General features: G+C 72.8%; 20 protein-coding genes. 8 read left to right on the forward strand and 12 right to left on the reverse strand.

The window, feature by feature from the left end:
• Positions 1 to 106 precede the first annotated feature (106 nt).
• Positions 107 to 1,318: a type VII secretion protein EccE gene (locus ACQPY0_RS06740; RefSeq protein WP_432986002.1), complete on the forward strand. Its 1,212-nt coding sequence runs from the start codon at positions 107 to 109 to the stop codon at positions 1,316 to 1,318.
• Here the strand turns inward: ACQPY0_RS06740 and ACQPY0_RS06745 are convergent.
• Entirely contained in the window at positions 1,282 to 1,800 is a 519-nt protein-coding gene (locus tag ACQPY0_RS06745) for a hypothetical protein (protein ID WP_432986004.1), read from the reverse strand. The two genes, ACQPY0_RS06740 and ACQPY0_RS06745, sit on opposite strands and share 37 nt — an antisense overlap.
• Here ACQPY0_RS06745 and ACQPY0_RS06750 point away from each other — a divergent pair.
• On the forward strand, positions 1,788 to 3,455 hold the full coding sequence (locus ACQPY0_RS06750) for a hypothetical protein (protein WP_432986006.1): 1,668 nt from the start codon (positions 1,788 to 1,790) through the stop codon (positions 3,453 to 3,455). The two genes, ACQPY0_RS06745 and ACQPY0_RS06750, sit on opposite strands and share 13 nt — an antisense overlap.
• 27 nt (positions 3,456 to 3,482) lie before the next feature.
• On the opposite strand, the gene ACQPY0_RS06755 is transcribed toward ACQPY0_RS06750, so the two are convergent.
• From ACQPY0_RS06755 to ACQPY0_RS06765, 3 genes are all read right to left on the reverse strand, one after another.
• Positions 3,483 to 4,088: a PH domain-containing protein gene (locus ACQPY0_RS06755; RefSeq protein WP_432986008.1), complete on the reverse strand. Its 606-nt coding sequence runs from the start codon at positions 4,086 to 4,088 to the stop codon at positions 3,483 to 3,485.
• On the reverse strand, positions 4,081 to 4,539 hold the full coding sequence (locus ACQPY0_RS06760) for a MarR family winged helix-turn-helix transcriptional regulator (RefSeq protein WP_432986010.1): 459 nt from the start codon (positions 4,537 to 4,539) through the stop codon (positions 4,081 to 4,083). The genes ACQPY0_RS06755 and ACQPY0_RS06760 overlap by 8 nt, the downstream gene beginning before the upstream one ends.
• Positions 4,540 to 4,612: 73 nt before the next feature.
• On the reverse strand, positions 4,613 to 5,776 hold the full coding sequence (locus tag ACQPY0_RS06765; RefSeq protein WP_432986012.1) for a thiolase family protein: 1,164 nt from the start codon (positions 5,774 to 5,776) through the stop codon (positions 4,613 to 4,615).
• A gap of 65 nt (positions 5,777 to 5,841) precedes the next feature.
• Between ACQPY0_RS06765 and ACQPY0_RS06770 the strand changes: the two genes are divergently transcribed.
• Positions 5,842 to 6,696, forward strand: coding sequence for a hypothetical protein (locus ACQPY0_RS06770; protein WP_432986014.1), 855 nt, complete (start codon positions 5,842 to 5,844; stop codon positions 6,694 to 6,696).
• Between the two features lie 4 nt (positions 6,697 to 6,700).
• On the opposite strand, the gene ACQPY0_RS06775 is transcribed toward ACQPY0_RS06770, so the two are convergent.
• The 6 genes from ACQPY0_RS06775 to hisN all read right to left on the reverse strand — a co-directional run bounded on the left by ACQPY0_RS06775 (position 6,701) and on the right by hisN (position 15,017).
• Complete coding sequence (locus tag ACQPY0_RS06775) at positions 6,701 to 7,084, reverse strand: nuclear transport factor 2 family protein (protein WP_432986015.1); 384 nt, start codon at positions 7,082 to 7,084, stop codon at positions 6,701 to 6,703.
• A 51-nt stretch (positions 7,085 to 7,135) separates the two neighbouring features.
• The gene (locus tag ACQPY0_RS06780) at positions 7,136 to 8,410 is read right to left on the reverse strand and encodes an MFS transporter (protein ID WP_432986017.1); all 1,275 of its coding nucleotides are present in this window, start codon (positions 8,408 to 8,410) and stop codon (positions 7,136 to 7,138) included.
• A complete protein-coding gene (locus ACQPY0_RS06785) occupies positions 8,407 to 9,666 on the reverse strand; it encodes an aminotransferase class I/II-fold pyridoxal phosphate-dependent enzyme (RefSeq protein ID WP_432986019.1) in 1,260 nt (419 codons plus the stop codon). Before ACQPY0_RS06785 ends, ACQPY0_RS06780 begins: the two co-directional genes overlap by 4 nt.
• Before the next feature lie 73 nt (positions 9,667 to 9,739).
• On the reverse strand, positions 9,740 to 12,742 hold the full coding sequence (locus tag ACQPY0_RS06790; RefSeq protein WP_432986021.1) for a putative bifunctional diguanylate cyclase/phosphodiesterase: 3,003 nt from the start codon (positions 12,740 to 12,742) through the stop codon (positions 9,740 to 9,742).
• Positions 12,743 to 13,234: 492 nt separating this feature from the next.
• On the reverse strand, positions 13,235 to 14,116 hold the full coding sequence (locus tag ACQPY0_RS06795) for a hypothetical protein (RefSeq protein ID WP_432995046.1): 882 nt from the start codon (positions 14,114 to 14,116) through the stop codon (positions 13,235 to 13,237).
• An 82-nt stretch (positions 14,117 to 14,198) separates the two neighbouring features.
• Positions 14,199 to 15,017 (reverse strand): histidinol-phosphatase, encoded by an 819-nt coding sequence (gene hisN, locus ACQPY0_RS06800; RefSeq protein ID WP_432986023.1) that lies wholly within the window; start codon positions 15,015 to 15,017, stop codon positions 14,199 to 14,201.
• A gap of 52 nt (positions 15,018 to 15,069) precedes the next feature.
• On the opposite strand from hisN, the gene ACQPY0_RS06805 reads away from it, so the two are divergent.
• Positions 15,070 to 15,606, forward strand: a complete 537-nt coding sequence (locus ACQPY0_RS06805; protein ID WP_432986025.1) for a DUF2087 domain-containing protein — start codon at positions 15,070 to 15,072, stop codon at positions 15,604 to 15,606.
• Here the strand turns inward: ACQPY0_RS06805 and rsgA are convergent.
• Positions 15,583 to 16,626 carry a ribosome small subunit-dependent GTPase A gene (rsgA, locus tag ACQPY0_RS06810; protein WP_432986027.1) on the reverse strand — a complete coding sequence of 348 codons (1,044 nt, stop codon included), beginning with the start codon at positions 16,624 to 16,626 and terminating at the stop codon, positions 15,583 to 15,585. The genes ACQPY0_RS06805 and rsgA overlap by 24 nt on opposite strands.
• Positions 16,574 to 17,872 (reverse strand): 3-phosphoshikimate 1-carboxyvinyltransferase, encoded by a 1,299-nt coding sequence (gene aroA / locus ACQPY0_RS06815; protein WP_432986029.1) that lies wholly within the window; start codon positions 17,870 to 17,872, stop codon positions 16,574 to 16,576. Before aroA ends, rsgA begins: the two co-directional genes overlap by 53 nt.
• Before the next feature lie 89 nt (positions 17,873 to 17,961).
• On the opposite strand from aroA, the gene ACQPY0_RS06820 reads away from it, so the two are divergent.
• The 4 genes from ACQPY0_RS06820 to ACQPY0_RS06835 all read left to right on the forward strand — a co-directional run bounded on the left by ACQPY0_RS06820 (position 17,962) and on the right by ACQPY0_RS06835 (position 20,915).
• Positions 17,962 to 18,678: an SOS response-associated peptidase gene (locus ACQPY0_RS06820; RefSeq protein ID WP_432986031.1), complete on the forward strand. Its 717-nt coding sequence runs from the start codon at positions 17,962 to 17,964 to the stop codon at positions 18,676 to 18,678.
• 169 nt (positions 18,679 to 18,847) lie between these two features.
• A complete protein-coding gene (locus ACQPY0_RS06825) occupies positions 18,848 to 19,273 on the forward strand; it encodes a WhiB family transcriptional regulator (protein WP_432986033.1) in 426 nt (141 codons plus the stop codon).
• Positions 19,274 to 19,308: 35 nt separating this feature from the next.
• Positions 19,309 to 19,854, forward strand: coding sequence for an alpha/beta hydrolase family protein (locus ACQPY0_RS06830; RefSeq protein WP_432986035.1), 546 nt, complete (start codon positions 19,309 to 19,311; stop codon positions 19,852 to 19,854).
• 260 nt (positions 19,855 to 20,114) lie between these two features.
• Positions 20,115 to 20,915, forward strand: a complete 801-nt coding sequence (locus ACQPY0_RS06835; protein ID WP_432986037.1) for a sigma-70 family RNA polymerase sigma factor — start codon at positions 20,115 to 20,117, stop codon at positions 20,913 to 20,915.
• Position 20,916 lies beyond the last annotated feature (1 nt).

The following is a 20,916-nucleotide window of genomic DNA, read 5'->3' on the forward strand; positions in this document are numbered from 1 at the left end:
GCCTGGCAGATGCCGTCCGCGGGCGGCCGCCATAGGGTATACGGGATAGGTAAGCTGCGATCCCGACAACGTGTACAGCGGCTCGAGCTACGGGGGTGCCGGCCTGATGACCCAAACGCACGGTCCCTCCGTCGGCGAGCCGCGGCTGCGCCGCCGCCCCGGTTACATCGGCGGCGTGCACATCGGGCGGCTCGTGCTGGTCGAGGCCGTTGTGCTGGTCATCGCGGCCATGCTGCCCCACGGCCCGCTCATCGCCGGCATCACCGCGTTCGCCGGGATCGTCGTCCTGCTCGCCGCATTGCTGCGCTCCCGCGGCCGCTGGTGGCTGGAGCGCCGCTCGATGACCCGCGAGCACAACCGCCGCCGCCGCGCCGGCCCCGACCCGGCCCCGGAGCCCGACCGCCGCCTGGTGATGCTGCGCACGCTCGCCCCCGGCCTGGTCGTCCGCGAGGTCCCCGGAGCCACGGCCGACGCCCCGCACATCGGCGTGGGCTGCGACGCCGCGGGGTGGTATGCCGCAGCCGTCCTCGGCACCGAGACGTCCATGCGGGGCGACGCGGATCCGGGCGTACCGCTTGATCTGCTGGCCCGTGTCCTGGACGACGCCGAGCACCCGGGCGCGGTCGTCCAGCTCACCACGGTCAGCGTGCCGGCGCCCTGGCAGCAGGTCGACAACGCGCAGTTCGCCGCGCGCTCCTACCGCGAGCTGCAGCAGCTGCAGTCCGCGCCCCCGCTGCCGGCCGAGCGCACCACCTGGGTCGCGGTCCGCCTGGAGGCCCGCTCCCGCGCCGAGGCCGGCATGGCGGGCAGCTACGACGCCGAGCACGCCCCCGCGCTCGTGGGCTCCCTGATCCGCAAGGTCGGCCGCCTCCTGCGCGACGCCGGCATCGAGCACCGCGTCCTGACCGGCGACGAGCTCACCGCAGCACTCGCCCGCGCCTGCGAGTTCGACCCCGACGCGCCCGGCGAGTCGTGGCGCCCGAGCGAGGACTGGACGGTCTGGCGCTCCGGCGAGCTGTCCCACAACGCGTTCTGGCTCAAGACCTGGCCCAGCCTGCCGGAAACCACGGCGCTGCTGGAGCACCTCATCTCCCTGCCGTCCTCGTCCTCGGCGTCGTCGCTGACCGTAACCCGAGACGGCGCCGGCCTGGCCCTACGCTGCCTGGTCCGGGTCGCGGCGCCGCCCGCAGCGCTGGAGCCGTCGACCCAGGCGGTGCAGGACGCGGCCCGAGCGGCCCACGCGGAGCTGGTCCGACTCGACGGCGAACACGGCCCAGCGGTCTACGCCTGCGCCCCAACCGGCGGCGGTGCCAAGTGACCCACCCCGCCGCGCCCCCGGCCAGCACCGCCGCCACCCCCATCCCCGCCCCTGACGACCGCGCCGGTGCTGTCCCCCCAAAGGCCGCTGGTGACCAAGCCACCGTTGTCGACCGCGCTGCCGTTGCTTCCATGGCAGCCGTTGCCGACCGCGCTGGTGTCGCCTTCAGCGCCGTCGTTGATCACCGCGCTGCTGTTGGTGGCCGTGCTGGTGGGGCCGCCATCGCTGCCGTTGGTCGTCGCGGTGTGGTTGGTGACCGCGCGGGTGTTGTCCCTCTGACCGTCGTTGGTGACCGCGCTGCTGTTGGTGGTCGTGCTGGTGGGGTTGCCATCGCTGCCGTTGGTCGCCGCGCTGCCGTTGGCGACCGCGCTGGTGTTGTCCTCAGCGACGCCGTTGGTCAATGCGCTGCTCTTGCCGCCGTTGGTGACCGTGCCGTTCAGGGCGTTGCCGTTGCCGGAGGTGGTGCACGGTGAGCCAGCCACCTCAGCCGTCGCAGCAGCCCGAGCCGGAGCAGCCGCACGGGCGGCACAGCGCCGAGCCGCCGCCGGACCAGGTCGGGTTCTACCGCCCGGGCCAGGCTCCGCAGATCGCGGGCCGGGCCCAGGTCGGGCGGGCCCAGGTTAACCCGCCGCCCGGCGTCCAGGAGCCCCCGCCCGGCTACGGGCCGGACCAGACCCCGCCGGCGCCCACGACCTACGGCGGCTCGCACGCGGCCCCGGCCACCTACGGCGGCGCCCACACCGCACCGCCTCCGGCTCATGGCGGCACCGTTCAGCCTCCCGTCCACGGCGGCCCGGCCCAGTCCGCCGCCTACCAGCCGCCGCACCAGGGCGGCTACGCTCAGGCCGCCCCTGCGCCCGCGCAGAACGAGCAATACGGTCAGCACTACGCCGCACAGGGGCAGATGCCGCCCGGCTACCCGGCCCAGGCGCTACCGGACCAGCAGTCGCAGGCCGCCGCGGCCCAGTTCGCGCAGGCCCATGCGGCGGCCGCAGCCCAGGCTCAGGCCGCTCAGGTCCAAGCCGCTCAAGGCCAGGCCGCTCAAGGCCAGGCCGCTCAAGGCCAGGCCGCTCAAGGCCAGGCCGCGCAGGTCCACGCTGGTCAAGTCCAGGCCGCTCAAGCCCAGGCTGCGCAGGCTCACCCTCAGGACGTGCAGGCGCGGCCCGCTGTCATGCCTCAGCAGCCGGGGCCGGCGCGGGCGCACGTGACGACCGAGGTGCGGCCCGCGGCGGCCCCGCCCCAGTTTGACCTCGAAAGTTCGCTGTCGCGGACCGCGGCGCCGAGCCTGCCGTGGCAGCAGGCGCAGGCCGCGGCCGCCGGGGTCGGCACCGCCGTGCCCGGGCGGCCGGCGCAGAGCGGCATCGAGGACCGGGTTGCTCGCCAGGAGGGGCCCGGCGGTCCACCGTCCGGCGGGCGGGCCCAGGCGGCGCCCGCGAAACCGCGTAAGCCGCTCGCGCCCAGCCTGCCGCGCCTGCACGTGGACTGGCACGAGGTGAGCGCGGCGGCACTGAAGCAGGTGCGCGGCGGAGCGGGGGCCACGGGGCTGATGCTGGGCGTGGACTATCAGCGCCAGCCGGTGCCGATCCGGCTGTTTCGCCCCGAGGCTACCCTTGTGACGCTGGTCGGCGGTCTCTGGGCGCAGCGGATCCTGGTCTTCCGGGCGCTTGCGCTGGGGGCGCGGGTGATCGTGGTGACCGGCGACCCGCGGCCGTGGCAGGGCCTCGGCGAGTGGGCGACCGGCCTGACCGACCGCCTGGTGCTGTGGAACGACCCGCGCCCGCCGGTCGCCCCGGCCAACGCCCGCCAGCCGCTGCTCGTGGTGACGGACGTCAGCCAGGTCGGGTTCGGGGCCCGCCCGGAGCTGGGCCCGTGGCAGACCCAGGTCACGGTTGTGCGCCGGCTGGGCGCCGAGCACGCCCACACGCTGCAGGGCTGCAATTTGGTCATGCTGCAGAAGCTCAGCCGTCAGGAGGCCGAGGTCGCGGGCTCCGCCCTGAACCTGACGGAGAGCGGCGCCGGGCTGCTGCAGGAGATGACGCCGGAGATGCTGGCGCTCATGGGCAGCGGCGCCAATCGATATGTCTGGCTGTCCCCGACCAGCGTCGAGCAGCAGTACCACGGCCCGCCCCAGCGCTGAGCGGCGAGGCCTGAATCGGAAGTTCGCTCAGGAAGTGTCGGACTTCTCGCCGTGCCGCTCGGCAGTGGACGCCCGCACCAGCGCGTCCGGGTCGTCGGCGTAGAACCGGACCCGCTGGACCGGTCCGTCGACCTTCTTCAGGGGCACCGCTACGGGGCGGCGCAGCTCGATCTCCAGGTTGGTCTGGCCCGACACGACGATGTTCACCGAGTCGGACTCCACCTGCACCGTCCCGCTGCCCGCGAGGAACTTGCGACGGGGCCGTACGTCCGCGATGTCCTCCCACGGGATCAGCACGTCGATGAAGAACCCGTGGCGCAGGCGGACCCCCTGTTCGTCGACGACATGCAGATGGATCTTGTACCCGGCGACGATGCCGAACATCCACACCAGCCCGTAGACGCTCAGGATGTCGACGACGAGCCGGACGACGGGCCACGGCAGGATGATGTGGAAGGCTACGGTTTCGACGGCGGAGACGATGATGAAGGCCCAGAGGACGGCGTTGAGCGGCCTGCTGTAGCCGAACGCGGCGGCGCCCGGCCCGTGAGCCGGCCGGCGCAGCATCCACCGGAACAGGGTGCGCCACATGTTGCCCTCGACGGCCGCGACCTTGCGGACGATCTCATTCATGGGCCTTGAGCCCTTCGGCCTTGAGCCGGCCGACGACGTCCGCGAGCCCGTCGACGATCCCGTGGAGCCGCGGGGCCGGCATGTCGTCGAACAGGAGCGAGGCGAACTCGCGCTGCTCGGCCTCCAGCGTCTCGACGAGCTGCGTCCCGCGCCGGGTCAGCGTCACGAGCGTGGCCCGCCGGTCCGTGGGGTGCGGCTCCCGGCTCACCAGGTCGGCACCGGCGAGCCCGTCGACCAGCCCGGTGATGTTGCGGGCGCTGACGTCGAGGGCCTCGGCGAGCTGCCGCTGCGTCGCCGGCCCCCTTCCCCGAAGGGTCCACAGAACGGTCGTCCGGGCGGGGGTGAGCTGGTCGGCCGCGAGCCGGCGGCTCATGTCGGCGTTGAGCAGAACGACCAGCTCAAGAATCAGATCGAGGGCCTGGTACCGCTCCTGCTCGCTCGTCGTGTCCATCGTGAACCCCATTCATGGTGAAGTGGGTTCACTATATACCGGCGCCGGACCATCGGCCCACCCGTGGCCGCGGTCAACGGCTCTCCACCAGTACCGCAGAACCCTGCCCGGCCCCGACGCACATCGTCGCCAGGCCGCGTGCCGAACCCGTGCGCCGCATGCGGTGCAGCAGCGTGGTGAGAATCCGCGCGCCCGAGCAGCCCAGCGGGTGCCCGATCGCGATCGCCCCGCCGTCCGGGTTGACCAGCTCCGGGTCGAGGCCGAGCTGGTCGGTGCAGGCGAGCACCTGCGCGGCGAACGCCTCGTTGAGCTCCGCCTCCCGCACGTCCTCGAGCCTCCAGCCGGCGCGCGCGAGGGCCTTGCGGGTCGCGGGGACCGGGCCGATGCCCATGACGTCGGGGTGCACGCCCGCCGAGGCGCCGGCGACGTACCGTCCCAGCGGCTCCAGCCCGAACTCCCGCAGCGCGCCCTCGCTGACCAGCAGCAGCCCCGCGGCGCCGTCGTTGAGCGGCGAGGCGTTGCCCGCCGTCACCGTGCCGCCCTCGCGGAACACCGGCTTGAGCTTGGCGAGCTTCTCCGGGCTGGTGTCGGCGCGGATGCCCTCGTCGGCGGTGACGCCGTCGATCGGCAGGATCTCGTCCGCGAAGTGGCCGTCGCGGGTCGCCTCGGCGGCGCGCCGGTGGCTACGCAGCGCGAAGTCGTCCTGCCGGCGGCGGTCGATGCCGTGCCGCGCGGCGACCTCCTCGGCCGTCTCGCCCATGCTCAGCAGCCCGTGCAGCTCGGCCATGCGCGGGTTGACCAGGCGCCAGCCGAGCCGGGTGTCGGCGATGGACATGGAGTTGGGCAGGCCCTCGTCCGGCCGTGGCAACACGAACGGCGCGCGGCTCATCGACTCGGACCCGCCGGCGATCACGACGTCGGCCTCGCCGGAGGCGATGGTGCGCGCGGCGACGGTGACGGCCTCCATCCCGGAGGCGCACAGCCGGTTGACGGTCGCGCCGGGCACGCTGTCGGGCAGGCCCGCCAGCAGCACCGCCATCCGCGCCACGTTCCGGTTGTCCTCGCCGGCCTGGTTGGCCGCGCCCCAGTACACCTCGTCGACGCGGGCCGGGTCGATGCCGGCGACCAGTTCCCGGACCACGGCCGCCGCGAGGTCGTCGGGCCGGACGTGGGAGAGCGCGCCACGCAGCTTGCCGACCGGCGTGCGCCGGGCGGCGGCAAAGTATACGGTTCGCATGGCATAAAACTAACACTGTTAGTCGGCGATGGAACCGGCCGGGCGGCTCGCGCGTCCAACCGGTCATGAAGCTCTCTCGCCTGATCATGGCGGCCGTCGCGCTGGCGGGCGCCGCGCTGGCGGCCGGCTGCGGCAACGCCCCACCCACCGCCGGCGACCCGGCCGCGTCCTACGCCCCCGACGAGCTCGTCCTGCGGGTGCGCACCGCCGGCGGCATGGTCCCCGTCTCGCTCTTCGTGACCGGGCTGCCGCAGATCAGCGTGTACGGCGACGGGCGCGTCATCACCACCGGCCCGGTTCCCGAGATCTATCCGGGCCCGGCCCTGCCGAACGTGCAACTGCGCCGCATCAGCCCCGCCGACGTGCGGTCCCTGGTCAAGCGGGCCCTGGAGGCCGGCGTCGGCGACAGCGAGGACCTGGGCACCCCGAACGTCGCCGACGCCCCGACCACGAGCATCGCCGTGCGCACCGCGACCGGCCTGGCGACCACCGACGCCACGGCCCTGAGCTTCGACGACAGCAGCGGCCTGAGCGGCGGCCAGCAGCAGGCCCGCAAGCGCCTGCGCGACCTGGTCCGCTCGCTGGACGACCTGCCCGGGACGCTGGGCAAGGACAAGGTGAGCGAGCCGGTCGCCTACGAGCCCGGGCTGATCGCGGCGGTGGCCCGCGAGTGGGTGCCGTCCCAGGGGGGCCGGCCCGAGGACCCGCCCGCGATCGACTGGCCGGCCGCGCTCCTGCCCGGTGACCCGATCCCGAACCGCACGGGCGTGCACTGCCTGACCACGCCGGCGGCCCCGATCCTGGCCGCGGCCCGGGGCGCGAACGCCCGCACGCCGTGGGTCTCGGGCGCGACGCGCTGGACGGTGGACTTCCGCCCCCTGCTCCCGGGCGAGTCCACCTGCGCCGACCTGGCGAAGTAACGCCTCACGTGGGTTCGGAGCCCTGCACCGCGCGCCAGAGCCAGGCGCCGGAGGAGCGGCGCGAGAGCAGGCCCGTGATGCGGTACGGGAACGGCTCCACCGTCCCGTCCGCCGCGTGCTGCACGCCGTCCGCCTCCGCGATCACGAACGCGCCGCCCGGCAGCGAGTGCACCGTCGCCGACGTGGCCTGCCAGGTGTACGCGGCCGGCCGCGCGAAGAGCCCGCTCAGCAGCGTGCGGACCTCCTCGCGGCCGGTCGCGGACTCGCCGGCCTCGGAGCCGGCGTAGGTGATGTCGTCGTCGGGCACGAAGCAGGCCAGCGCCGCCTCCACGTCCCGGGCGAGGAACGCCCGCCCCAGCCGGTCCACCATCTCGACAACATCACTCATGCCGGCGCCTCCGCAACGCTGCGGCGCCGGCCTGGACGGGGCCTGTGCCGTTCATGTCACCACCAGCTGCTTCGGCGAGCGCATGCCCGGCAGGTACAGGAAGGCGAGGGTCACCGCGGCGCCCAGGACACCCGCGCCGATGAGGGTGTTCTGCACGCCGATCGCGTTCGCCACCGGAGCGGCCAGGGCGTAGCTCAGCGGTACCAGCGCGATGGAGATGAACCAGTCAACCGACGAGACGCGGCCCATCAGCTCCGGCGGGACGAGCCGCTGCTTCGCGGTCGCCCAGGCGATCGTCCCGGCCGCCTCCAGGCCGTTGACGAACGCGCACGAGACGGCGAGCTGCCACGACGCCGTGGCCAGCCCGTAGCCGGCCACCGCGAGCGTCGCCAGCGTCCAGGTGACGTAGATGAAGCGCATGTAGTCCTTCGGGGTCCCCCGCTGCCCCACGATCAGGGCCGCCGCGACGGCGCCGATGCCGCCGCTGGCCAGCACGAGACCGAGGTCCCCGGCGGTGCCGTGCAGCTCGTGCTTGACCACGAACGGCAGGAGCACCTCGGTGGGGCCGATGAACAGCAGATACGCGAAGGTCGCGGCGACGAACGTGCCCCAGAGCCATACGTTGCCGCGCACGTAGTTCATGCCCTCCTTGAACTCCTGCCAGACCGAAGAGCTCGGCATTTCCGACTCATCCACCGTACGCCGGACCCGCATCAGCAGCAGGCACGTCGCCGAGACCGCGAACGTCGCCGCGTCCACGGCGAAGGCCAGCCCGGCGCCGCCGACGGCGATCAGCGCCCCGCCCAGCGACGGGCCGGCCATCTGCAGCGCCGTCGGCCGGACGAACTGGTCCAGGGCGTTGGCCTGGACCAGCTCCTCGGAGTCGACCAGCGTCGGCACCAGCGAGTCGAACGCCGGGCCGAAGAAGCCCGACGCCGCCCCGTACACCGCGACCAGGCCCACGATGTGCCACACCTGCACCGCACCGGTCAGGGTGAGCGCCGCCAGCGCCGCGAGGACCAGGCCGCGCACCAGGTCGGTGCCGAGCATGATCTTCCGGCGGTCGAACCGGTCGCTGATCACGCCGCCGAACAGCAGCGTGGCGACCTGGGGCAGCGACAGGGCGAACCCGACGACGGACATCGCCGCCGGGGCGCCCGACAGCGCGTACACCTGCCAGGCCAGGGCGACGAGCAGGATCCCGTCGCCGATCAGCGAGGTGCTCATCCCCGTCCACAGCAGCCGGAACTCCCGGCCGCGCAGCGGGATGAGCAGGCCCGGCAGCTGCCGTCGGGCGCGATGCCGGGCCTGCGAGCCGTGCCTCAAGCCGCGTCCCGGAGCCGGTCGGCGCCGGCGAGCTCCGAGAGCACGGCGTTGAGCTGGTCGATCTCCTCGTCGGTGTTGGCCGCGGTGACCTGGACGCGGAAGCCGACCTGGTCGCGGGGGACCAGCGGGTAGGCGGCGAGGGTCACGTAGGTCTCGCGGTCCCACAGGAACTGCCCGACCTGAGCGATGTCCTGGCCCGGGGCCAGCGGCAGCTCGATGATCGGCGTGGTGCCGGTGTTCGGCGTGTGCAGCCCGAGCGAGCGCACGTGGTTGAGCACGCGCTGCGTCTTGCGGTACAGCTCGGCGCGGATCTCGTCGCCGCGCTTCTCGTTGACGTCCAGGCCGGCCATGACCGTGGCCAGGGAGGCCGTGGGGGAGGGGCCGGAGTAGAGGTACGGCGGGGCGGCGACCTTGAGGTGGTTCTTGAGCCACGTCGGCAGGGCCAGGAACGCCATGAGCGAGGAGTAGGACTTCGAGAAGCCGCCGACGAGCACGATGTTGTCGTAGGTCTCGCCCGCGTACTTCACGATCGCGTTGCCCCGCGAGCCGTACGGCGAGGTCTCGTCCGGCCGCCGCTCGCCGATGACGCCGAAGCCGTGCGCCTCGTCGACGTAGAGCAGCGCGTCGTACTGCCGGCAGACCGCGGCGAAGCGGGCCAGGTCGGGCGCGAGGCCGGTCATGCTGTTGACGCCGTCCATCGCGACCAGCTTCGCCTTGCCGGCCGGGGCCTGGGCGAGCAGCTCGGCGAGGTGCTCGGGGTCGTTCGCGCGGAAGCGCTGGACCGTGGCGCCGAGGCCCTTGGCGTACATGCAGCCGTCGTAGATCGTCTTGTGCGACTGCGAGTCCAGGAAGATGGTGCCGTCGCCGGCGAGGATCGGGATCACCGACATGTGGATGTGCGTGATCGTCGGCAGCAGCAGGGTGTCCGGGGCGCCGAGCAGCTCGGTGAGGCGCTCCTCGATCTCGATGTACGGCTTGGAGTTGCCCAGCAGCCGCGACCAGCTCGGGTGCGTGCCCCAGGTGCGGATGTACGGGTCGACCGCGTCCATGATCTCCGGCTCGAGGTCGAAGCCGAGGTAGTTGCACGAGGCCCAGTCGGTCAGCCAGTGACCGCCCACCCGGATGCGGCGTCCGTCGATCTCCTCGATGACGGCGTCGTACATCGGGCTGGTCGTGCGCAGGCGCTCGAGGTCGTCCCAGCGCCCGTCGCGGCGAACGTAGGTGCCCTTGGTGCTGTGCAGCGGGTGGACGGTCATGCCGAACTGCCTTCCTTGGTGAGGGATTCTTCCGTGTACTGCGGGGTGCTCGCGCCGGAATCGCCGGCGCGGTCTACGCCATCGCGGCGAATGGCGCGGTCTTCGGGATGAGCGCGAACGCGTCGGGCTCCGGCAGGGGCTTGGCGAACAGGTAGCCCTGGCCGTAGGGGCAGCCGATCTCGCGCAGCGCGTCGCGCTGACCGGGCTGCTCGACACCCTCGGCCACGACCGAGAGGTTGAAGGTCTGGGCCAGCTGGACGATCGCGGTGACGACCGCCCGCTGCTGCGCCGAGGAGAGCATGTCGTCGATGAACGACTTGTCGATCTTCAGTACGTCGATCGGCATGTGCTGCAGGTACGACAGCGACGAGTAGCCGGTGCCGAAGTCGTCGATGGCGAGCCGGATGCCCATCGCCCGCAGCGCGTCGAGGTCGGCGCGGACGGTGTCGTCGTTGCGCAGCAGGAGGCTCTCGGTGATCTCCAGCAGCAGCGTGGCGGGATCGACACCCGAGGCGTGCAGCATCTGGCGCACCTCCTCGACGAAGCCGGGGGTGCGGAACTGCCGCGCCGAGACGTTGACGCTGATGTACTGCAGCGCGCCCGGCGCCGTCGAGCGCTGCCAGCGCCCGGCGGTGTCCAGCGCCTGCCGCAGCACCATGCGCCCCATCGGCACGATGAGCCCACTCTCCTCGGCCACCTCGATGAAGTGGCCGGGCGCGATCATGCCCCGGGTCGGGTGGTTCCAGCGCACGAGCGCCTCGAAGCCCAGCGGCACGCCGGTGGCGAGGTCGACGATCGGCTGGTACTGCAGCACGAACTGGTGCTCCTTGACCGCCTGGTCGAGCGCGGCGCGCAGCTCCAGGCGCTCCAGCACGGCCGTGTGCAGGTCGGACTGGTACCGCCGCCACTGCCCCTTGCCCGCGCCCTTGGCCACGTAGAGCGCCAGGTCGGCCTGGCGCAGCAGCTCCTCGGCCGAGCTCGCCTCGATCGTGGTGGACAGGCCGATGCTGCTGATGCCGTTGACCGACTCGCCGGCGACCGGGAACGGCTCGGCGAGCGCGATGATGATCCGCTCGGCGGCGAGCTCGAGGCCGGCCATGGTGTCGGCCTCGATCAGCGCGGCGAACTCGTCGCCGCCGAGGCGCGCGACGGTGTCGGTCGGGCGCAGCTCGCCGGTGATCCGCTTGCCGACGGCCTGCAGCAGCTCGTCGCCGACGGCGTGGCCGAGCGTGTCGTTGACGATCTTGAAGTCGTCGAGGTCGATGAAGAGGACGCCGACGAGGCTGCCGTCGCGCTGGCCGCGGAACACCGCCTGCTCGACGCGGTCGCCGAAGAGCACCCGGTTGGCCAGGCCCGTGAGCGAGTCGTGGAAGGCCTGGCGGATGAGCTGCTCCTCCATGCGCCGGCGCTCGGTCACGTCCCGCACGGTCATGACCAGGCCGCCGACGGTGGTGTCCGCCCGCAGGTCGCGGCAGTCGACCTCGACCAGCAGCCCGGAGCCGTCGACCCGCTCGGCGCGCACGTCCATGACGTCGTGGGGGTGCAGGCCCGCGCGGACCCGGCCGAGGCGCTCGGCGAGGCGGGCGCGCTCGTCGTGGGCCACGAACGCCCACAGCTCGTACCCGGCGATGTGCTCGTCGCCGAAGACCGTGCCGGCCGAGGGGCTGGCGTACTGGATGACGTCGTTGTCGTCGACGATGAGGATGACGTCGGACGTGTTGTGGATCAGGGTGCGGAAGTACGCCTCGCTGCTGCGCCGGTTCACCTCGGCGGTCAGCGTGATGCGCTCCAGCGCCATGGCGGCCTGGGCGGCGAGCACCTCGAAGGTCGGCTGCAGCGCCTGCAGGACCTCGGTCGGCGCGGCCAGGTACAGCACGTCGCTGGTGCCGAGCGGGTGGCGCAGCGTCGAGCTGAACTCGCGCAGCCGCTCGCGCAGGTCGGGCGCGAGGCCGCTGACCCGGACCAGGCCCGGGGCGGGCAGCTGCGCCTCGGCCTCGACGCGCACGAGCGTGACGACGTGCGGGGTGTCGGCGGGCAGCAGGCGCTTCAGCGTGCCCTGGACCGCCGAGATCGCCTCGCCGGCGTCGGCGGCGGAGACCAGGGTGGTGGTCGCCTCGCGCAGTTCCCGCTCGCGGGTCAGCGACTGGCGGTGGTTGCCCATGACGCCGGCGAGGCGGGTGAGCACGAGCGCGAACATGACGCCGGAGCAGGCGGCGATGACGGCGGCGTCGCGCACGGTGCCGAGGCCCGCCTCGACCAGCAGGACGCCGGGGGCGATGAGCGAGGCGGCGCCCATAAGCGCGATGCGCCGCCCGCCGAGGTCGGCGGTGGCCGCGCGGGTCGGCTCGGTCATCTGGACCATCGACGGGTGCAGCGCGGCCGCGGCCCACGCCGAATAGCACACGACCCAGCCGAGGTCGGTGGGGCCGCCGACGTGCCAGGAGCCGTTGAGCTGGATGAGGCCGTACACGACGTCGGCGGCGAGCAGCCCGGCGGTGCCCAGGCCCAGCAGGTTGATCGAGCCGTTGCGGCGCACGCCGCCGGTCAGCAGACGGGCGAAGACGGCCAGGGTCAGCACGTCGCCGAGCGGGTACGCGATCGAGGCCAGCTTCTGCGGCAGGGTCAGCTCGGTGCTGCGCACGTACGGGTCGATCAGGAAGATCCAGGACAGCAGGGCCAGGCCGATGGTGAAGGTGGCCGCGTCGATGAGGCTCTCGCGGTTGTCGCGCCCGGTGCGGGAGCGGATGAAGCCCAGCAGGCCGCCGGCGAGCAGCGGGTACATCGCCAGGTACAGCACGTCGACGAACGACGGGAACGGGTTCTGCAGCCCCAGCACGTCGGTGAGCACGTTGTAGAAGAAGTCGCCCAGGCCGAAGCAGCCCAGAGCGGTGGCCAGCAGCAGCCAGGGCCAGCGGCGGTTCGGCTTGTGCACGATGACGCCGACGACGACACCGGCGACGCTGGACAGGCCGATCGCGCCCCACCAGAGCATGTGCATGTCCGGCCACCGGTAGAACGCCGCCGTGAGCAGTGCCATCCAGATCGCGAACCAGGCGCTGAGCCTGCTCTTCAGCACGTGTTCGCCTCCTTCCTGCTCACGATCGACCGGGCTTGCGAAGTCCCTGATCGGTCAGGCGGGAGGAGTCTGAACGAGAACCGGGGTGCGGCTAGGGTCGGCCGAGTTGCCGGACGGGTCCGCCAACTTGACGACGTTGCGTGTTCTCCTGACTGCTCTTCGGTTCCTTTGCTCTTGGCGCTACGGACCTGGCAGGGCCAGGGCCAGCGAATGCTGGGCCCCGGCCCGGTGTCTGGCGGGAGCAGCGGTCCGCAGGTGGCGCGGACCCGAGTCATGAGGGGCGAGCCACGCGATTGCGGCTCCCGGGCCGAGGTCATCTTCTCCTCGAATCGGATTTATGCCCTGACAGGCGAAAAATCCGATATGGGTGCGCCCTGCCTGTGTCTCCGCGCCAGCCAGGCGGCGCCGCGACCAACCGCGACCTTGGCGAGCCCGGTGGTGCCCATCAACTCCGACATGTGGGCTGAAGTGGGCGATGTTGGAGTCGACGGACTACTTGCCGGCGAGGGGTTGGCGAGAGGCGGAGAACGCCAGGCCAGAGGTGGTGGGTTCGGCCTCGGGGGCGACCCTGTGGTGGTGGTGCTGTGGCTCGGCGTAGAAGCTCAGCCCGATCACGCTGCCCAGTGTCAGCACGAAGCCCACCGCCACCAGCCACTCCCGGTGCGGCCACACGCCGTCGCCCAGGAAGAATAGGCCCACCAGTGCCGCCGGGACCGCGCCCGCGGCGTCCATCGCGGCCACCGCGGACGTCGTCGAGCCGCGCTGCATCGCCAGGCCCAGCAGGAGCTGGCCGACGAGCGAGTGGGCGATCAGCAGGTACGACAGCGGGTCGGTGACGAACTGTGCGATCGAGTCCGCCGAGGCCAGTGGGCGGGAGGCCACCGCCGCGGCGCCGAATGCCACGCCCGACAGTGAGCCCAGCACCACCGAGCCGGGCGCGCCGTGCAGGCGGCCGGCGAAGAAGCCCAGCACCGCCAGGGCGGCGAGCACCGCGATCAGGCCGATCACGCCCTCGGTGCCCAGCTGGCGTGACGGGGCCGGCTTGGCCGCCATGACGAGCGCGGCGATGCCCACCGTCAGGGCCAGGAGCAGCGCGATCTCGGTGCGTGGCAGCTTCCACTTGAGGATCAGCACGCCCAGCAGCGCGGTCACGCCGAGGCCGGCCGCCATGGCCGACTGAACCAGGAACAGCGGCAGGTCGCGGCGGGCGAAGAAGGCCAGGGCGAAGCCGACGCATTGGCAGGCCACACCCACCAGGTACGACTTGTGGCGGCCCAGGCGCAGCAGCAGCATCGGCTGGAACCCGTGGTGCAGGTCGGTGCGGGCGGCGGCCACGGACTGCAGCAGGTTGGCCACGCCGTAGGCGGCGATCATCGCGCCGAGGAACAGCCAACTCCAAGATGCCACCCGGGCAGGATAGACCCCGCGCACCGGCTGGGCATACGGACCTTTGGGTTCAGCCGGACAAACCGGACAGGCGAGTGCTGCCCAAACGGGTGAGTACGTCCTCGTGCAGCGGGCCGTTCGTCGCCACGGCGCTGCCGCCGCCCGGGCCCGGATTGCCCTGCAGGTCGGTGAACGTCCCGCCGGCCTCGGTCACGATCGGCACCAGGGCGGCCAGGTCCCACAGCGACAGCTCGGGCTCGACCATGATGTCCACGGCGCCCTCCGCCAGCAGCATGTATCCGTAGAAGTCCCCGTACGCCCGCTGTCGCCACGTGCGGCGGCTGATGTCCAGGATCGCACCCAGCCGCCCGGCCTCCTCCCAGCCGCCGAGCGAGGAGTAGCAGAACGACGCGTCGGCGAGCCGCTCCACGCCCGAGACCCGGATCGGGGTCGCCGCGGCCGTGTGGCGCCCCGCGTACGCCCCGTGGCCGAGCGCGCCCCACCAGCGCCGCCCGAGCGCCGGGGCCGACACCAGGCCGACGACCGGCTGGTCGCCCTCCATCAGGGCGATGAGCGTGGCCCAGATCGGCACCCCGCGCACGAAGTTCTTGGTGCCGTCGATCGGGTCGATGACCCACTGGCGGCTGCCGGGGCCCGCGGCGGCCTCGGTCGCGCCGTACTCCTCGCCGAGCACGCCGTCGCGCGGCCGGGCCCGCCCCAGCGTGGCCCGCAGCGCCTTCTCCACGGCGGTGTCGGCGTCGGTCACGGGGGTCAGGTCCGGCTTCTCGGTCACGTGGAGGTCCTGTGCGCGAAACCGCGGCACGGCGATCGCGTCCGCGGTGTCGGCGAGAAGATGAGCGAGGGCCAGATCGTCCGCGTAGCGCGCCATGCGCGGAAACTTAGCCGACGATCGCCACCTTCTGGCAGTACTGTCGCCGTTTGTGACTCCCACAGCTCTGTGCGGCCTGCTCGCCGAGTCCGACCGCCTCCAGGTGTTCGCCGCGGTTGTTCTTGGCGCGCGGACGCCCAGCGCTGTCGAGTCGGCGACCGGGCTGCCCGCCCGGGTCATCGAACCCGCCATCCGCCGGCTGCAGCAGGGCGGCCTGCTGAGCGTGGCCGGCGGCGAGCTGGTCGCGTCCTCGGCGACGTTCAAGGACGCGGTGCGCGCCACGTCCGTGCCGGCCGGGCCGCCGCCGCAGCTGGACCCGGACCGCCAGCGCGACCTGGTGCTGCGCACGTTCATCAGCGACGGGCGGCTGACGCGGATCCCGGCCGCGCACGGCAAGCGCATGGTGGTCCTGGAGCACATCGCCTCGTCCTTCGAGCCGGGCGTGCGCTACCCCGAGCGCGAGGTCGACGCGATCCTGCGCGCCTGGCACGACGACCACGCCGCTCTGCGCCGGTACCTCGTCGACAGCGAGCTGCTGTCCCGGGACAGCAACGTCTACTGGCGCTCAGGCGGGCCCGTCGTCCTCTGAGGCGGCGCCCTCCTTCGAGGCGAGCAGCCGGCGGAACGAGGCGAGCCGGCGCGGATCGGCCCCGCCCTCGGCGACGAGCTTGTCCAGGCCGCAGTCGCCGCCCGCGCCGGTGTGGTCGCAGTTGGGCGGACAGCGGGTCGAGGCCTCAACGAGGTCGGGGAAGCCGTGCAGCAGGCTGTCGGCCGAGACGTGCGCGAGGCCGAACGAGCGCACGCCCGGCGTGTCGATGATCCAGCCGAGATCGGCGGGCAGACGCAGCGCCAGGGCGCTGGTCGAGGTGTGCCGGCCCTTGCCCACCGCGCTCACCGCGCCCACGGCCCGGTCGGTCCCCGGCACCAGCCGGTTGACGAGCGTGGACTTGCCGACGCCGGAGTGGCCGATGAGCACCGAGACCCGGCCGCGCAGCTCGGCGAGCAGGCCGTCCAGCGGCTCGTCGGGGCGGCAGAGCACGTAGGGCAGGTCGAGCTCGGCGTAGTAGTCCAGCACCGCGTCCGGGCTCGCGAGGTCGCCCTTGGTCAGGCACAGCAGCGGGTCGATCTCGGCGTCGTACGCCGCCACGAGGCACCGGTCGATGAACCCCGTCCGCGGCGGCGGGTCCTGCAGCGAGTTGACGATCACCAGCTGCTCGGCGTTGGCCACCACGACCCGCTCGAAGCGCCCCTCGGTGCCGCCCTCCTCGTCGTCGGCCGTGCGGGTCAGCACCGAGTCCCGCTCGTCGATGCGCACGATCCGGGCCAGCGTGTCCGGCCGGCCGCTGACGTCGCCGACGATCTGCACGTGGTCGCCGACGACGACACCGTGGCGGCCCAGCTCCCGGGCGCGCATCGCGGTGACGGTGACGCCGGCGGCGATGTGGCAGGTGTATCGCCCGCGGTCGACGGCGATCACGAAGCCCTCGACGGCGTCGCTGTGCTTGGGGCGCTGGCGCGTGCGCGGTCGCGAGGAGCGGCCCGGGCGCACCCGCACGTCATCCTCGTCGTACTCGCGCTTCCGCCTCAGCCGACCCTCCCTCGAAGCCATGCACCATGGTTGACCATAGCCGGGGGAAGTCCGGCATTGTCTTCGCGGTGCATGCCACGTCGTCCAGACGGATCCCGGGGACGGCCAGACCGAGCACGGCGCCCGCGTGGGCCAGGCGCCGGTCGCCGTGTGTGCGCAGCGTGCCGCCGTGCAGCGGGACCGGGCGGATGCTCAGCCCGTCCGGCTCCGGCGTGACGTCGGCACCGAGCCCGGCCAGCGTCCCGGCCAGCCGGGCGAGCCGCTCGGGCGGCTCCTGGGTGCGCATGCGGGACGGGGAGCCGGCGAGCGCGGCCACGGCCGCCAGCACCGCCGACACGTCGGCCAGGCCGGAGAGGTCGGCGGTGATCCCGTGTACTGCCCCGCAGCCGCGGACGAGCAGTCCCCGGGGCGTCAGGGCCGCCTCGGCGCCCATCTGACGCAGCACGTCCAGCAGGCGCCGGGCCGGCTGGCCGCTCGCGGCCGGCCAGCCCCGCACGGTGACGGTCCCGCCGGTGACAAGGGCCGCGGCCAGGAACGGCGCGGCGCTGGCCAGGTCCGGCTCGATGTCCCAGGCCCGTCCCTTGAGCCGGCCGGGCTCGACCGACCAGACGTCCGGCCGGCTGTCGTCGACGCCGGCGCCCGCCGCCCGCAGCATGTGCACGGTCAGGTCGAGGTGCGGCTTCGGTACGGGCGAGCCGACGTGGCGGACCACCACGCCCCGGTCGAACCCGGCGGCCGACAGCAGCAGGCCGGAGACGAGCTGGCTGGAGGCCGAGGCGTCGATCGTCACCGGGCCGCCGGCGATGCGCCCGGCGCCGTGCACGGTGAACGGCAGCCCGTTGCCGGTCTCGATCCGCGCGCCCAGCGCCCGCAGCGCCCCGATCAGCGGGGCCATCGGGCGGCGCCCGGCGCCCGGCTGCCCGTCGAAGGCGACAGCGCCCCGGGCGAGGACCGCGACCGGGGGCAGGAACCGCAGCACGGTGCCGGCCAGCCCGACGTCGACCCGGGCGGGCCCCGCCAGCGGGCGGGAGCGCAGCAGCCACAGGTTGTCATCGGCGGTCGACACGTGGCAGCCCATCGCGCGCAGCCCGGCCGCCATCAGCTTCGTGTCGCGGGCCCGCAGCGGTGCGCGCAGCGTGCTGGAGCCCTCCGAGTTGGCCGCGAGGACCAGTGCCCGCGCCGTCATGGACTTCGATCCGGGCACCCGCAGCGCGGCGTCCAGCGGTCCCGGGGCGCTCGGCGCGGCCCACGGCAGGTGGGTTTCCACGCGCTCAGTGTGCGGTCAGTTTCGATATGTAGCGAAGGGTGGGCTGCTCGGCGAGTTTTTTGTCATACCTGGTCGCTACGGTGAGGCTCATGTGTGGCAGGTACGCGACCTCGCGCAGCAACGTCGACCTCAGCGCCCTGTTCGAGGCCACGGACGACACCGGCGGCATCGAGCCCGACTACAACGTGGCCCCGACCGACCCCGTGCCGGTGGTGCGGGTCTCACAGTCGGCCGGCGGGCGGGTGCTGTCCACGGCGCGCTGGGGCCTGCTGCCCGCCTGGGCGAAAGACCCGAAGGCCGGCGCGCGGATGATCAACGCGCGGGTCGAGACGGTCACCACCTCCAATGCCTTCGCGCAGTCCTTCGCCCGCCGCCGGTGCCTGGTCCCGGCCGACGGGTGGTATGAGTGGGTCCGGCGGGAAAATACGAAACAGCCATACTTCATGACGTTCGGCGACGCCGAGCCGTGCGTATTCGCGGGCCTGTGGAGCGTATGGGGCAAAGGCGACGATCGGCTCCTCACGTGCAGCATCATCACCACGCCGGCCGTCGATGACCTCGCGCTCATCCACGACCGCATGCCGCTGCTGCTGCCGCGCGAGCGATGGGACGCCTGGCTCGGCGCGGAAGCGGATGACAGCCTCCTGTTGCCGACCCCGTCGTCGCACGTCGCGAGGCTGGAGCTACGCCCCGTAGGCGCCCGCGTCGGCGATGTCCACAACGACGGTCCCGATCTTGTGGCGAGAGTTCCGGCGGCGCCGCTGCGATCGAGCGACGTCGAGCCGATCGATCTGACCCTTTTTTAGGCTGTAAGTCCAGATAAATGTCCGGCCGGTTTTGCGGATCGGCGTGAAAACTCTTGTATTTGGCGTCGTTGGTGCGATACAACACAGCGCCGGTGGGTCTATGTCGGATGGGGGCATCCCGACGTTCACCCACCCTGCGTTGGTTTGACCCACGGGGGAGGTGGGTGTAATGACCCGGGCGAGGATGCCACGCCCTCACGAAGTCGCAGCCGCGCGGCGAGACCCGCGACTGCTCAGAGCCGCCAAGGAGCAGCAGGGCGACGGAGCCTGGCGCATCCGCGGCGCATGTCAGGCGGTGGATCCGGAGACGTTCTTCCCGGCTCCCACCGAGCCGGCCGACGCGGCGGTGGCGCTGTGCCGCACGTGCGACGTCCAGGGGGCCTGCCTCGCATGGGCCCTGGACGTGGGCGACTGCCACGGTGTGTGGGGAGCCACCACGCCACGTGAGCGCCGTGCGATGCTCGTGGCATGGCGCAGCGACGGACTGGCGGCGGGCAACGCCGACCCACGGCTCGGGGCGGTGGCGATGCTGCTGCCGCTGCCGCGAGCCCGCCCGCAGGAGCATCCGGATCCGGTGGGCGCCGCCGCTCAGTAGCGACCCCGTTCGGGCCGGCGCAGTATCGGCTCGACGTGCCCGAGGGGCACGGCGGGACGCTGCTCATGCTCGGACACGGGGCCGGCGGTGACGTCGACGCGCCCGACCTGCAGGCGGTGCGGGCGGCGGTCCTGGCGCGCGGCGTGGCCGTGGCGCTGGTGACGCAGCCGTATCGTGTCGCCGGCCGGCGGGCGCCCGCGCCGGCCCCACAGCTCGACGCCGCGTGGCTCGCCGTCGTGGCGCGGCTGCGCAAGGTGCTGGGCTTCACCGTGCTCGTCGTCGGCGGGCGCTCCAGCGGCGCGCGTGTCGCCTGCCGGACCGCCCGTGACGCCGGGGCCGCCCGCATCCTGGCGCTGGCGTTTCCGCTGCACCCGCCGGGCAAGCCCGACCGGTCCCGGGCCGGCGAGTTGCTGACGGGGCTGCCGACGCTGGTGCTCAACGGGGCGAAGGACGCGTTCGGCATCCCCTCCGAGGGCCCGGACGTCCAGGTCCGCGTGCTGCCGGGTGAGACGCACGCCCTGTCCAAGGACCCGGCGGCCGTGGCCGCCGCGGCGGTGGACTTCGTCGCGTCACCTGCCTGAGGCCTGCCTCGTTGAATCGGTCGTGACCGGCGCAAACCGGGCACTCTCCACAACCTCCCAGGCCCTTCCTGTTCCCGGCGGCCGGCCCGGTCCCAAAGTGTGACCGGCCGCCGGGGGCAGGCCGGGTGAGGTTCGGGGTGGGTTCCGGGGTCGGGCGGGTTCCGGGGTGGGGCAGGTCACGTTGGAATGGCCGAGCGGGTCCCGGTGTTACATCGGGGGTGCGGCGCTGCCGAGGTGCCGCCAGCGGAGGGATTCCAAGCGTGGCAACACTTGAGCGTGACGATCTGCGCATCCGCGAGCTGCTGTTCGCCCCGGCGTGGCCGGCGGCGACCGACGCGGAGCCCGATCCGTCGTGGCAGCCGATCACACGGGGGCGCTTGACGGGCGCCACAAACTCAGATCTCGCACAGCAACTCGGCGTATCCTCGGCGGGACGGTCGAGGGTGGGGGTCGCACGAGTGGTGAGCAGCGAGAGCGCGGAACAGCAGCGGGTCCGGTTCGAGCATGACGCGCTGCCCTTCATCGACCAGCTGTATGCCGCGGCCCTGCGGATGACGCGCAACCCGTCGGACGCCGAGGACCTGGTGCAGGAGACGTTCCTGAAGGCCTTCGCGGCGTTCCACCAGTTCGAGACGGGCACGAACCTCAAGGCGTGGCTGTACCGGATCCTGACGAACACGTACATCAACTCGTATCGGCGCCGCCAGCGTCAGCCCGTCCAGGCGCCGACCGAGGAGATCACCGACTGGCAGCTCGCCGAGGCGGAGTCGCACACGTCCAGCGGCCTGCGCTCGGCCGAGACCGAGGCCCTGGACCGCCTGCCCGACTCCGACGTCAAGGAGGCGCTCCAGTCGCTGCCCGAGGAGTTCCGCCTGGCCGTCTACCTGGCCGACGTCGAGGGCTTCTCGTACAAAGAGATCGCGGACATCATGAACACGCCGATCGGCACCGTGATGTCCCGGCTGCACCGCGGACGGCGCAACCTGCGCCGGCAGCTGGAGGCTTATGCTGCCGACCGAGGGTTCACCCGCACCCCGTCCGCTGAGCCGAGCGAGGTCTGAG

The organism is Dactylosporangium sp. CA-233914 (assembly GCF_050942935.1).
GTDB lineage: Bacteria > Actinomycetota > Actinomycetes > Mycobacteriales > Micromonosporaceae > Dactylosporangium.